This window comes from Micromonospora sp. ABR4_055, assembly GCF_056160425.1.
This window is the reverse complement of the sequence record NZ_JBSWXD010000082.1, coordinates 1-13,401: the sequence shown is the minus strand read 5'-3', so window position 1 is coordinate 13,401 and position 13,401 is coordinate 1. Positions and strand designations below refer to the sequence as shown.

Sequence of the window (13,401 nt, the reverse complement as noted above, 5' to 3'; positions counted from 1 at the left end):
GTCGGCTACGCCGTGGGGAACGGACGCGGCGGTCTGCGACTGAGCAGTCACGGGCACGCGGGAACCTGGCGCACCGGGTGCGCCACCGGCAAGCGTACGGCATGCCGGTGGCTACCCTCAAATCGACCCCGGTCAGGGACGAGTCCGGCGGCGGGTGCCGCTGCTGCGGCGGACCCGTCGCCGACCGCCGGCGGCGTGATCGCCTGCGGACGCGTCCCGGTCATCGTCGTCATCGGCGAGATCGGGATCGTCCGCCCCGGCCAAGCGGACCGGTGCCGCGCCGTTGCCGGTCTCGACCACCGGATCCACCTCGTAGCGGGACAGGTCGTAGCCCATGGTCTCGTCCTCGTCCTCCGCGGTCGGATCGACCAGCGGTTGCGCCGCCGCGACGGGAACTCTGATCACGCCGGTGGTAGTCGGGGCAGCCTCGGCCTCGGCGACACCGGCGACCACGTCTGCCGGCTCATCCGGCTGGTCCGCCCCGGTCACAGCCGTCACGTCAGGTGCAGAGGTGACGTCAGGGGTATCGGTGACGTCAGGCGCCGGGGATGCCTCGTCCGCCGGTTGGTTGGCCTTGCGACCCCGGCGGCGGCTGCCACCGGTTGCCGCACCACCCGTAACGCTCGTACCACCACCGCTGGCCGGAGCTGCGGCGACCGTCTTCGCCCGGTCCCCGGCCCCGGTACCGCCCGACGATCGCGGCTTCTCCGGCACCGGCTCGGTGTGGATGATCAGCCCGCGGCCCTTGCAGCAGTCACAGGTTTCGCTGAACGCCTCCAGCAGCCCGGCACCGATCCGCTTACGGGTCATCTGCACCAGACCCAGCGACGTGATCTCGGTGACCTGGTGCTTGGTGCGGTCCCGACCCAGGCACTCGGTCAGCCGGCGCAGCACCAGCTCCCGGTTCGACTCCAGCACCATGTCGATGAAGTCGATCACCACGATGCCGCCGATGTCGCGCAGCCGCAGCTGGCGGACGATCTCCTCGGCGGCCTCCAGGTTGTTGCGGGTGACCGTCTCCTCCAGGTTTCCGCCGGCGCCGGTGTACTTGCCGGTGTTCACGTCGATGACGGTCATCGCCTCGGTCCGGTCGATCACCAGGTGACCACCGGAGGGCAGGAACACCTTGCGGTCCAGGCCCTTGAGGATCTGCTCGTCGATGCGCCGCTCGGCGAACACGTCCGCCACCGCGGCGTGCCGGCGCAGCCGGGCCAGCAGGTCCGGCGAGACGTGGGCGAGGTAGGACTCCACCATCTCGTACGCGGTGTCGCCCTGAACGACCAGTTCGCGGAAGTCTTCGTTGAACAGGTCCCGAACGACCCGGATGACCAGGTCCGGCTCCTCGTAGAGCAGCGTCGGCGCGCCACCGGAACCCGCCTTGGCCTGGATGTCCTCCCACTGTGCCTGCAGTCGTTTGACGTCGCGGGACAGCTCGTCCTCGCTGGCACCCTCAGCTGCGGTCCGCACGATCACACCGGCACCGTCGGGCACCAACTTCTTGAGGATGTCCCGTAGCCTCTTGCGCTCGGTGTCCGGCAGTTTGCGGCTGATCCCGGAGGCGTTCCCGTTCGGTACGTACACCAGATGCCGGCCGGAGAGCGCAACGTGACTGGTGAGCCGAGCGCCCTTGTGCCCGATCGGATCCTTGGTGACCTGCACGAGCACCGAGTCACCGGAACGCAGCGCCTGCTCGATGGACCGGGACCGACCTTCCAGGCCGGTGGCGTCCCAGTTGACCTCACCGGCGTACAGCACCGCGTTGCGGCCACGACCCACGTCGACGAAGGCTGCCTCCATGCTCGGCAGCACGTTCTGCACCTTGCCGAGGTAGACGTTGCCAGCCATGGTGCCCGACGAGGCCCGGGTGACGTAGTGCTCGACCAGGACGCCGTCCTCCAGCACGGCGATCTGGGTCCGGTCACCGCGCTGACGCACCACCATGTCCCGGTCGACGGCCTCCCGCCGGGCCAGAAACTCCGACTCGCTGAGGATCGGCGGACGGGTCCGCCGCTGCTCTCGGCCGTCCCGACGGCGCTGCCGCTTCGCTTCCAACCGGGTCGACCCGGTGACGCCCTGCACCTCGTCGACGGTTTTGCGTGGTTCACGAATCTTGACGACGGTCGGCACGCCGTCCTCGGCCCCGGACTCCGCGTCGCCGGAGCCACGGCGTCGGCGGCGACGCCGCCGACGGGTCATGGAGTCGCCATCGCCATCGCCATCGGCGTCGTCGGCCGACCCACCGTCATCGGACGCCTCGGTCTCGTCGCCGGTGTCGGCGTCGCCCTCCTCCGCGCCGCCCTTGCCCCGGCCCCGGCCCCGGCGCCCACGGCGCCGACGACGCCGGCCGGCCGGCGTGTCGTCGTCATCGTCGTCCGTGTCGGCGTCGGTGGTCACCTCAGCGGGCTGCTCCTGCGGTGCCTCTGCGGCCTCGGTGACCGGCTCGGCCGCCGGCTCGCTGTCGGCGCTACGCCGGCCCCGCCGACGCCGCCGCACCGGCTCGTCGTCGCCGGCCGCCTCGGCACCGTCGATGGTCTGGACAGCGGGCTCCACTGCCGCCGGCTGACCAGCGTCGGTGGCGACCGGCGGACTCTGCGGATCGGGTGCCATGAACAGCACGACAGGTGGTCCGGCTGCCGCTCTGCGGCGTCGGGACGACGGCGCGACGCCAGACACCGCAGCGGCGTCGTCGGTCGCCGGGCCGGCCTGGCCCACGGCGGCACCCGGCTCCGCGTCGGAGTCGGCGGCGGCCGGGCCGGGCATCGCCGCCGACTCGGACTTCGCCGACCGGCCGGCTGCTCGGGTCGGCACCGGCTCGGCGGCCGGTGGTGTCTCGGTGGCCGGCGTCGCAGGACCGACCGGCGACGATGTGGCCAGTTGGGCAGCGGCTGCTCCCGGGGCGGGTTCGCTCTCCTCGACCGGCACCACGACTGCCGGCTCGGCCGCCTTCTTCCGCCGGGTCCGAGTGGTCTTCTTGATCGCCGGCTCAGCAGTGGAGTCGGCCGACGGGCCGGCGGTGTCGTCCGGGCCACCCGCGTCAGCGGTATCAGTACCGGTGGTATCCGTACCGGCCTTGTCCGCTGCCGTCGAACGGCGACGGCGGGTCCGGGACACCGCAGCCGGTTCGCCGGTGGCTGGTGCCGGACCAGCCGAACCACCGGTCGTGGCCGCGTCGCCGCCGGCGACCCCCGCCGCGGCCTTGCTGGTCCGCCGCCGCGTCGTGCGGGCGGTTGTGGATCGGGTCACATCAGCGGGAGCGCCGGCCGGTTCGGTACCGGTCCGGTCCCCGCCCTCTGGCTCGTTTTCGAGCATTGGACGTTCTCCAGTTCTGGCCGCCCCGGGCGCGGGTGAGCGCTGCCACGCAGGGTTGCCGCAAAAAGTGATCCGGCGGACGCGCCGCTGAGCTTCCGGCCCGGTGGGGCGAGAGACCCGGAGGCAGACCGCCGAAGTCTGGCTTACTGAGCGCCGGCCGGAACACGGCTGGCGTTCACCGATGGCTGCCCAGCTCGATCCGCCTCCAACGGATCGACGATCTCCCCCTGCGCGGTCAGTGTTCCCTGAGCTAGCCGGGTCACTCGGGGCGGCACCGGCGGCTCCAGGTCGGCCATGACGCGCAGGCCGGAGAGGACGTCATCGGGTCGTACCGACGGGGTGACCTGCCGGACGACTAGGTCGAGTATCGCACACGGCACCGAGCTGACCTCGGAAGGTAGGCCGCTGCCCGGACCGGCACCCGGTCCGTCGGTGTTGTCGGACCGGTCGGCGACCACGATCCGCACCACTGCGGCACGGGCGTCGAAGGTCCGCCGGCCCTGCTTGGTCAACCGCTCCACCAGCACCTCCTCTGCGGCGGTGAACGTCGCCACCGCCCGGCCGGCCGACTCCGGATCGACCTCGGGCAGCTCGATCCGCCATCGCGACGCGTCGATCCGGTCGGCCAGGCTACCGCCGGCCGCCTCAACCGCCTCCAGTACGTCGAGGCCGGGCGACAGCGCAGCGTCGAGCGCCACCCGCAGCCGGTCGGGGTCGACCTGCTGCTGCAGACCGATCTCCAGATACTCGGCCTCACTGGCGACGCCGGTCGGGGCCGCGCTCGCGTAGGAGATCTTGGGGTGCGGGGTGAATCCCTGAGAGAAGGCGACCGGGACACCGCCGCGGCGCAGTGCCCGTTCGAACGCCCGGGCGAAGTCGCGGTGCGAGGTGAACCGCAGCGGGCCGCGCTTGGCGTACCGGATCCGGATCCGTTGCACGACCGGCGCCTGGCCGCCTGCCGGTTGTGGCTTCCTGCTGATCGTGATGCTCCTCGGAAGGGGTAGGGAACGTCGTCATCCTCACCCGGATGGGTGCGGCGCGCCAGTCAGCCCGCCGCCGGGGTCCGCAGGCCGGTGTTGACCGGCGTCAGCGGCAGCAGTTTCTGCCCGGTCGGACCGATCTGGATCTCAGTATCCATTGACGGACAGACACCGCAGTCGAAACAGGGCGTCCACCGGCAGTCATCCTGCTCATACTCGCCCAACGCGTCCTGCCAGTCCTGCCAGAGCCAGTCCTTGTCCAGCCCGGAGTCCAGGTGGTCCCAGGGCAACACCTCGGTGGTGTCCCGTTCGCGAACCGTGTACCAGTCCAGATCGACCCCGTACGCCGGCAGCGTGTCGGCGGCCGCGTCGACCCACCGCTGGTACGAAAAGTGCTCGCTCCAGCCGTCGAACCGGCCGCCGGACTCCCAGACCCGGCGGATCACCGCGCCGACCCGCCGGTCACCGCGCGACAGCAGCCCTTCGATCAGCGACGGCTCGCCGTCGTGGTAACGGTAGCCGATCGCCCGACCGAGCGACCGGTCCGCGTTGATGGCCTGCTTGAGCAGCCGCAGCCGGTTGTCGATCACCTCCGGGTGCTGCATCGACGCCCACTGGAACGGGGTGTGCGGCTTGGGCACGAACCCGCCGATCGAGACGGTGCACCGGATGTCCTTGGAACCGGTCGCCGCCCGACCCGCCTTGATCACCTCGTGGGCGAGCCGGGCGATCTGCAGCACGTCGTCGTCGGTCTCGGTGGGCAGCCCGCACATGAAGTAGAGCTTCACCTGACGCCAGCCGTTGGTGTACGCGGTCACCACGGTCCGGATCAGGTCCTCCTCCGAAACCATCTTGTTGATCACCCGGCGGATCCGCTCCGAGCCGCCCTCCGGGGCGAACGTCAGCCCGGTACGCCGACCGTTGCGGGACAGCTCCTGCGCCAGCTCGATGTTGAACGCGTCAACCCGGGTGGACGGCAGCGACAGCGACACGTTCGTGCCGGCGTACTGCTCGGCCAGGCCGGAGCACATGTCGCCGATCTCCGAGTGGTCGGCCGAGGACAGCGACAACAGACCGACCTCGTGGAAGCCGGAGTACTCCAGGCCGTCGGCGACCATCTGCCCGACCGTGGTGATGGACCGCTCCCGCACCGGACGCGTGATCATGCCCGCCTGGCAGAACCGGCAACCGCGCGTACAGCCGCGGAAAATCTCTACCGCGTAGCGTTCGTGGACCGTCTCGGCCAGCGGGACGATCGGCTTCTTCGGGTACGGCCAAGCGTCCAGGTCCATGGTGGTGCGCTTGTGCACCCGGAACGGCACGTCAGCCCGGTTCGGCACCACCCGCTGGATCCGGCCGTCCGGCAGGTAGTCCACGTCGTAGAAGCGCGGTACGTAGATGCTCTCCGTACGGGCCAGCCGCAGCAGCAGCTCGTCGCGCCCACCCGGCGACCCTTCGGCCTTCCACCGCCGGACGATGCCGGTGATCTCCAGCACGGCTTCCTCGCCGTCGCCGAGCACCGCCGCGTCGATGAAATCGGCGATCGGCTCCGGGTTGAACGCGGCATGCCCACCGGCCAGCACCACCGGGTGTGAGTCGTCCCGGTCAGCGGCGGACAACGGGATCCCGGCCAGGTCGATCGCGGTCAGCAGGTTCGTGTAGCCCAGCTCGGTGGCGAACGAGACACCGAACACGTCGAAGTCGCCGACCGGCCGGTGCGCGTCAACGGTGAACTGCGGCACGCCGTGCGCCCGCATCAGCCGTTCCAGGTCCGGCCAGACCGCGTAGGTCCGTTCGGCCAGCACGTCGGGCTGCTCGTTGAGCACCTCGTACAGGATCTGCACGCCCTGGTTCGGCAGGCCGACCTCGTAGGCGTCCGGATACATCAGCGCCCAGCGCACGGCTGCGGCCTCCCAGTCCTTGGCCACCGCGCCGAGCTCGCCGCCGACGTACTGGATCGGCTTGCTGACCTGGGGCAGCAACGGCTCCAACCGGGACCAGACCGACCTGGCCGTCGGGCCACCCACGGTCGCCGTCGGGGCAGCGCCTGCCGGGACAACCATCAAACCTCCTCCAAACCGCACCGGACACCGGGTCAACCACCCACAGTACGCGGGCGGGGCGGCCGGGCTAGCCGCACGGTACTAACCTCGAACGGGTCCGAGAGGAGATGCATCTGCGATGCGGCAGCCGCAACCGGATGAAGGTCCGACCACGGACCAGCCAGCCGGGGCGGGCGGGTCCGACCCGGCCACGTCACCCGCCACGTCACCGGCCCCGTGGCGGGGCTCGGCAGCGGTGCCGCCACCGCGGCCGCGCCAGCGCTGGTGGCAGCGGGACGCCCCCCGGACGGATCAGCCACCACCCCGTGACCCGACCCTGCAGCTACCACCCGACGGGTACGCCGAAGACGATCCAGCGACCCGCACCCCGGTCGACCCGTGGGCCGCCGCCGACCCCTGGCCAGCGGGTCAACCGACCGACCCGCCCGACGAATGGCCCGGTGCCAACCCGCCGACGCCGGAACCGGCGGCCTTCCCCCCGCCGGTGGCCCCACCCGCGCCCACCTCGCCCCCGGACACGCCACCACCGGTCGCCGGTCCGCACCCGCCGAACCCGAGCCGGCTCCCGGTGACCCGACCACCGGTCACCGGGCCACCGGTCACCGGGCCACCGGTCACCGGGCCACCGGTCACCGGGCCACCGGCGCCGACCGGAAAAGCGGCCCGTCGGCAGCGCCGACAACAACGCCGACGACGGCGCTGGCCATGGAAGACGACGCTGTTCACCCTGCTCACCGTCGCCTGTTGCTGCGGCTGTCCGGCCTACTACGGCAAGCCGCTGTGGGACCAGTACCCGGCGAACGCCGCGCTCCCCGGGCAGGTCGCCGACCTGCGACTCAGCGACGACGGCTCCAGCCAGGAGACCGCCGCCCGGTTGGAAGGTGAGATGCGCACCGCCCATCTGCTTGCCGAGGACACCTTCGCCGGTGTGTACCGGGACGGCAACGGCAAGCTCGTGGTGCTCTACGGCATCACCGGTTTTCGGATGACGCCGGGCAGCGACCTGGACAGCGAGGTCGGCCGGATCAGCGACGCGTACCAGATGGATACCGTCGAGACGTTCGAGACCGGCACCCGGGGCACCCACCTGAGCTGCGGAACCGGCGTCTCCGACGGCGACGACGTGGTGGTCTGCGCCTGGGCCGACCACGGCAGCCTCGGCACCGCGCTGTTCACCCGCCGGTCGGTCGAGGAGAGCGCGACGTTGACCGGGCAACTACGCGCCCAGGCGATCAGCCGGGAGTGACCCGGGAGTGGCTCAGCCGGCGGCGTCGCCGTTACCGTTGCCCGGCTGGCCGTCGCTGGTCCTCGCCCCACCGGCGGTACGCGGTGGCGCGTACCGGGGCACGTACTCCTGGCCGGTGAGCTGCTGAATCTCGCTCATCACCTCGTCGGTGATCCGACGCATCTCGGAGCGGTCATCGCCGCGCCCGGTGAAGTCGAGCGGCTTGCCGAACCGGACCGTGACCGTGCCCCGGCTCAGCTTCGGCCAGAGCGACCCGATCGGCTGGATCTGCGCGGTGCCGACGAACCCGACCGGGACGACCGGCACCCCGGCGGCCAGCGCCAGCCGGGCCACCCCGGTCCGGCCCCGGTACAGCCGCCCGTCCGGCGAACGGGTGCCCTCCGGGAAGACGGCCACCTGCCGGCCGGCCCGCAGCAGCGGGATCGCGCCGTCGAAGGCGCTCAGCGCCGCCCGCCCGCCGCCGCGTTCCACCCGGATCGCGCCGAGCCCGGTCACCAGGCCTTTGGTCAGCAGCCCACGGAATCCGGTGCCGTCGAAGTACTCGGCCTTGGCCCAGAACGCCACGTGCCGGGGCAGCACCGCGCCGAGGAAGTACTCGTCGGCGACGGACAGGTGGTTCGCGGCCAGGATCACCCCGCCGGTGGTGGGGATGTTCTCCCGCCCTTCCACCTTGGGTCGCCAGCCCAGCAACAACGCTGGTCCGACAGTGACTTTGCCGATCGAATACAGCGGCGGCACGGATCCTCCGGCGACGGGACAGGCATGGGTGGGTCGGACAGACACGGTAGCGGACGGGATCCCGCCCGGACCGGTCAGACCCGCTGCACCCGCACCGACACCGGCTCACCGTCGCCCACCTCACCGGCGAATCCCCCCGCCGGGCCGGCCCCGGACGGGTCGACCGTCACCTCGTCGGCGAGCACCTCACCGGCGACGAAGTCCTGGTACGCCCGTACCGCCGCCGCCACCTCGGCCCCGGCGACCACAGTGACCCGAACCCGGTCGGTGATCCGCAGGTCGGCCTCCCGCCGGGCCTGCTGGATCACCCGGACCAGGTCCCGGGCCAGCCCTTCGGCGGCCAGCTCCGGCGTGACGGTGGTGTCCAGCACCACCACCCCCTGCCCGGCCGGCAACGGTGCGGAATGCTCCGGGTCGGCGGCGACCAGCTTCAACTCGTACTCCCCGTCGGCCAGCCGGACCCCGGCGGCGACCGGCGCGCCGTCGTCGCCCAGCGCCCAGTCGCCGGACTTCACCGCCCGGATCACCGCCTGTACCTGGCCGCCGACCCGGGGGCCGAGCACCCGGGGCACCACGGTCAGCACCTGCTGGCAGTGGTCGGCGACGGCGTCGGTGAACTCCACCGACTTGACATTGACCTCGTCGGCGACCAGGTCGGCGAACGGCCGCAGTTGTGGCGCGGCGGCGCTGGCCACGGTCAGCGCCGGCAACGGCAGCCGGACCCGCAGATTACGGGCCTTGCGCAGCGACAGCCCGGCCGAGCAGACCTCGCGGACCGCGTCCATCGACGCGACCAGGTCGTGGTCGGCGGGGAACTCGCCGGCGGCCGGCCAGTCGGTCAGGTGCACCGACCGTTCACCGGTCAGCCCGCGCCAGATCTCCTCGCTGGTCAACGGTGCCAACGGCGCCACCACCCGGGTGAGCGTCTCCAGCACGGTGTACAGGGTGTCGAACGCGTCGGTGTCGCCGGACCAGAACCGGTCCCGGGACCGGCGGACGTACCAGTTGGTCAACGCGTCGAGGTAGGTACGCACGCTGGCGCAGGCACCGGAGATGTCGTAGCCGTCCATCTGCCGGGTGGCCTCGTCGACCAGTTCACCGGTCTTGGCCAGCACGTACCGGTCGAGCAGGTGGGTGCTGTCGGTACGCCGGGTCGCGGTGTAGCCCTCCGCGTTGGCGTACAACGCGAAGAAGTACCAGACGTTCCACAGCGGCAGCAGCACCTGCCGGACGGCGTCGCGGACGCCGCTCTCCACCACCGCCATGTCGCCGCCGCGCAGCACCGGCGAGGCTATCAGCATCCAGCGCATCGCGTCCGAGCCGTAGGTGTCGAACACCTCGTACACGTCCGGGTAGTTGCGCAGGCTCTTGCTCATCTTGCGCCCGTCGGCGCCGAGCAGGATGCCGTGGCTGACGCAGTTGCGGAAGGCCGGCCGGTCGAACAACGCGGTGGCCAGCACGTGCATGGTGTAGAACCAGCCACGGGTCTGCCCGATGTACTCGACGATGAAGTCGCCCGGGTAGTGGTGCTCGAACCACTCACGGTTCTCGAACGGGTAGTGCACCTGGGCGAACGGCATCGACCCGGACTCGAACCAGCAGTCGAGCACCTCCGGCACCCGGCGCATCGTGGACCGTCCGGTCGGGTCGTCCGGGTTGGGCCGGGTCAGCTCGTCGATGCCGGGCCGGTGCAGGTCGGCCGGGCGTACGCCGAAGTCACGCTCCAGCTCGTCGAGCGAGCCGTACACATCGACCCGCGGATAGGCCGGGTCGTCCGAGCGCCACACCGGGATCGGTGAGCCCCAGAACCGGTTCCGGCTGATCGACCAGTCCCGCGCTCCGGCCAGCCACTTGCCGAACGAGCCGTCCTTTACGTGCGCCGGCGTCCAGGAGATCTGCTGGTTCAGCTCCACCATCCGGTCCCGGAAGGTGGACACGGCCACGAACCACGACGACACCGCCTTGTAGACCAACGGCGTGTCACAGCGCCAGCAGTGCGGGTACGAGTGGGTGTAGGTGTCGTGGCGCAGCAGCAGGCCCCGGTCGCGCAGCTCACGGATGATCGGCTTGTTGGTGTCGAAGACCTGCTCCCCCGCGTACGGCGGGACCAGGGCGGTGAACCGGGTGTGGTCGTCGACGGTGACGATCGTCGGGATGCCGGCGGCGTTGCAGGTGTTCTGGTCGTCCTCACCGAACGCCGGGGCCATGTGCACCACCCCGGTGCCGTCCTCGGTGGTGACGAAGTCGGCGCCGAGGACCTGGTAGGCGTTCGGGCCGGCCCGGTCGACCAGGTAGTCGAACAGCGGGGTGTAGCGGCGTCCGACCAGGTCGGCGCCGCGGACCGTGCCGACCCGCTCGAACCCGTCCAGTTCCTTGGCGTACGCCTCGACCCGTGCCGCCCCCAGCAGGTACCGCTGCCCGTCGCGCTGCAGCACCGCGTACTCGATGTCCGGGCCGACGGCGAGGGCCAGGTTCGACGGCAGCGTCCACGGCGTGGTGGTCCACACCCCGATCCGTTCCGGCTCGCCACCGGGCTGCGCCGGCGCCAGCTCGAACCAGACGGTGACGGTCGGGTCCTGCCGGTCGCGGTAGACGTCGTCCATCCGGGTCTCGGTGTTGCTCAGCGGCGTCTCACAGCGCCAGCAGTAGGCCAACACCCGGAAGCCCTCGTAGACCAGCCCCTTGTCATACAGGGCCTTGAAGGCCCACATGACGCTCTCCATGTAGTCCAGGTCGAGCGTCTTGTAGTCGTTGACGAAGTCGACCCAGCGGGCCTGCCGGGTGACGTAACGCTCCCAGTCCTGCGTGTAGGTCAGCACCGAGCTGCGGCAGACGTCGTTGAAGCGCTCCATGCCCAGCTCGACGATTTCCGCCTTCGTGGAGATGCCGAGCTGGCGTTCGGCCTCGACCTCGGCGGGCAGCCCGTGGCAGTCCCAGCCGAAGCGGCGCTCGACCCGCCGGCCGCGCATCGTCTGGTAGCGCGGCACCACGTCCTTGACGTAGCCGGTGAAGAGGTGGCCGTAGTGCGGCAGGCCGTTGGCGAACGGCGGGCCGTCGTAGAAGACGTACTCGTTGGCGCCGTCCGGACCCGGGTCACGCTGGTCGACGCTGGCTTCGAAGGTCTTGTCCGCCGTCCAGTAGTCCAGGACACGGCGCTCCACCTGGGGCAGGTCCGGACTGGCCGGCACGCCGGTGGCGGGGTCGGTCATCGGGTACGCCATGGTGGTGCCCTCTCCTCGCGCAGCTCACTGTCTCGTGGTCTGCGAGGACGAACCCGTCGCGGGTCGCCGACTGCTGCCGGACGTCGCCACGGTGGGCCGCGGTACCACCTCGCTTGGCGGTCGCCGAGGTGCGCGACCGCCCGCTCATCGGCCGGCTGTGACGGGCCGGACCCGTCCGGTTCTACTGGGGCCGCCGCTGCCGGGCAGTGGTAGCCGGTTCTTCCGGAGGCTCACCGGTGATGGCCGGGTCGTCGCCTTTGGGTTGCCTTCAGTTTTGAGCGTATCCCACCCGTCGAGCTGGTTTCCGTCCGCCTGCCACTTCCGGTTTCAGCGGGCGGACGAGGCCGGCAGGGTGGCCGACCAGAGCGAACGGCCGTCCCGGTCGCGCAGGTGCACGGTGAACGCCCGGGATTCGCCGTCGACGAACACCTCGCCGTAGTGCTGGAAACCATCGGCCGGTGAGGTGTTGGCCCGCGGTGGGGCGTTGACGAACACCGCCTCCGGGCCGAACGTACCGTCGAGGGTGTTCGGGCCGAACGCCCCGGCGTGCGCCGGGCCGGAGACGAACTCCCAGAACGGGGTGAAGTCGGCCACCGCTGCCCGTGCCGGATCGTAGTGATGGGCGGCGGTGTAGTGCACGTCAGCGGTGAGGAAGACGATACCGGTGACACCGGCCCGGTGCGCCGCGCCGAGAATCTCGGCGAACTCCAGCTCCCGCCCGGCCGGCGCGCCGCCGTCGCCCTGGGCGATGCCTTCCTGGGCTGCGCCACCGTCCGGCACGATCAGGCCGAGCGGCAGGTTGTTGGCGATCACCTTCCAGGTGGCCGTCGACCGGGTGAGCTCGCGGATCAGCCACTGCCGTTGCTGGGTGCCGAGCAGGCCCCGATGCGGGTCGGCGTAGGTGTTGCCGTCGTTGGGGTCCTTGTAGGTGCGCATGTCGAGGACGAACACGTCCAGCAGCGGCCCGTAGCGGACCACCCGGTACAGCGGTCCGTCGTCCGGGGTCGGCAGCCACTCGTGGAACGCCTGCCGGGACCGGGCGGCCAGCACGTCGACCCGGGTCTCGGTGTAACGCGGGTCGGTGAGGATCTCGCCCGGGTACCAGTTGTTGGTCACCTCATGGTCGTCCCACTGGTTGAGTTGCGGCACCTCGGCGGCGAACGACCGCAGCTGCGCGTCGAGCAGGTTGTAGGCGAACTGGCCACGGAACTCGGTGAGCGTCTCGGCGACCTTGGACTTCTCCGGGGTCACCAGGTTGCGCCACACCCGCCCGTCCGGCAGGGTCACCGTCTCAGCGAGCGGGTTGTCGGCGTACACCGTGTCGCCGCTGCACAGGAAGAAGTCCGGCCGGCCACGCCGCATCGCCTCGAAGATCCGCATCCCGCCGAAGTCCTCGCTGATCCCCCAGCCCTGGCCGGCGATGTCCCCGGTCCAGACGAACCGCACGTCGTCGACCCGACCCCGGGTGCCGCCGACCGGCCGGCCCCGGTGGTGTCCGTGGTGACCACCGGCGCGGGGTGCGGTGCTCAGCGAACCGGTCAACGGTTCGCTGACCAGGCTGGGACGGTGCAGACTCTCCACCCGCACCCGGTAGTGCAGCCGCTCGCCGGCGGGCAGGCCACGCAGCCGTACCTTGCCGGTGTAGTCGCCGCGGCTGTCGAGCACCGGGCCGCGTACCCGCCGGGCGTCGCGCAGGTCCGGCCGGCGGCCGACTTCGACGATCAGCCGGCCGACCCGGTCCGCGCGGGTCCAGACGACGGCCTCGCCGGGGCCGGCCACGCCGCTCTGGACGCCGTGGGTGAGCACCGGCCGGCCGGTGGGGTGCCAGGCCGGCGCCGCAGGCC

At 71.3% G+C, this 13,401-nt stretch carries 7 protein-coding genes; 1 reads left to right on the top strand and 6 read right to left on the bottom strand.

The window, feature by feature from the left end:
* Window positions 1-132: 132 nt before the first annotated feature.
* The 3 genes from ACXAHD_RS19105 to ACXAHD_RS19095 form a co-directional block, all read right to left on the bottom strand.
* Complete coding sequence (locus ACXAHD_RS19105; protein WP_475052179.1) at window positions 133-3,309, bottom strand: Rne/Rng family ribonuclease; 3,177 nt, start codon at window positions 3,307-3,309, stop codon at window positions 133-135.
* 143 nt (window positions 3,310-3,452) lie between these two features.
* The gene (locus ACXAHD_RS19100) at window positions 3,453-4,208 is read right to left on the bottom strand and encodes a TIGR03936 family radical SAM-associated protein (RefSeq protein ID WP_475052194.1); all 756 of its coding nucleotides are present in this window, start codon (window positions 4,206-4,208) and stop codon (window positions 3,453-3,455) included.
* Between the two features lie 146 nt (window positions 4,209-4,354).
* Window positions 4,355-6,352: a TIGR03960 family B12-binding radical SAM protein gene (locus ACXAHD_RS19095; RefSeq protein ID WP_289213386.1), complete on the bottom strand. Its 1,998-nt coding sequence runs from the start codon at window positions 6,350-6,352 to the stop codon at window positions 4,355-4,357.
* Window positions 6,353-6,470: 118 nt separating this feature from the next.
* Here ACXAHD_RS19095 and ACXAHD_RS19090 point away from each other — a divergent pair, with 118 nt between their 5' ends.
* Entirely contained in the window at window positions 6,471-7,598 is a 1,128-nt protein-coding gene (locus ACXAHD_RS19090) for a hypothetical protein (RefSeq protein ID WP_475052176.1), read from the top strand.
* Between the two features lie 12 nt (window positions 7,599-7,610).
* Here the strand turns inward: ACXAHD_RS19090 and ACXAHD_RS19085 are convergent, their stop codons facing one another.
* From ACXAHD_RS19085 to ACXAHD_RS19075, 3 genes are all read right to left on the bottom strand, one after another.
* The gene (locus ACXAHD_RS19085) at window positions 7,611-8,336 is read right to left on the bottom strand and encodes a lysophospholipid acyltransferase family protein (protein WP_281551029.1); all 726 of its coding nucleotides are present in this window, start codon (window positions 8,334-8,336) and stop codon (window positions 7,611-7,613) included.
* Window positions 8,337-8,410: 74 nt separating this feature from the next.
* Window positions 8,411-11,557, bottom strand: a complete 3,147-nt coding sequence (gene ileS, locus ACXAHD_RS19080) for an isoleucine--tRNA ligase (protein ID WP_289213389.1) — start codon at window positions 11,555-11,557, stop codon at window positions 8,411-8,413.
* 327 nt (window positions 11,558-11,884) lie between these two features.
* On the bottom strand, window positions 11,885-13,401 hold a 1,517-nt coding region (locus ACXAHD_RS19075; RefSeq protein ID WP_475052173.1), incomplete at its 5' end, for an alkaline phosphatase D family protein.

Bases quoted from the DNA above. Each gene is read 5' to 3' on its own strand.
- ACXAHD_RS19095 (WP_289213386.1), bottom strand. From the start codon at position 6,352: ATGGTTGTCCCGGCAGGCGCTGCCCCGACGGCGACCGTGGGTGGCCCG.
- ACXAHD_RS19105 (WP_475052179.1), bottom strand. From the start codon at position 3,309: ATGCTCGAAAACGAGCCAGAGGGCGGGGACCGGACCGGTACCGAACCG.
- ileS (WP_289213389.1), bottom strand. From the start codon at position 11,557: ATGGCGTACCCGATGACCGACCCCGCCACCGGCGTGCCGGCCAGTCCG.
- ACXAHD_RS19090 (WP_475052176.1), top strand. From the start codon at position 6,471: ATGCGGCAGCCGCAACCGGATGAAGGTCCGACCACGGACCAGCCAGCC.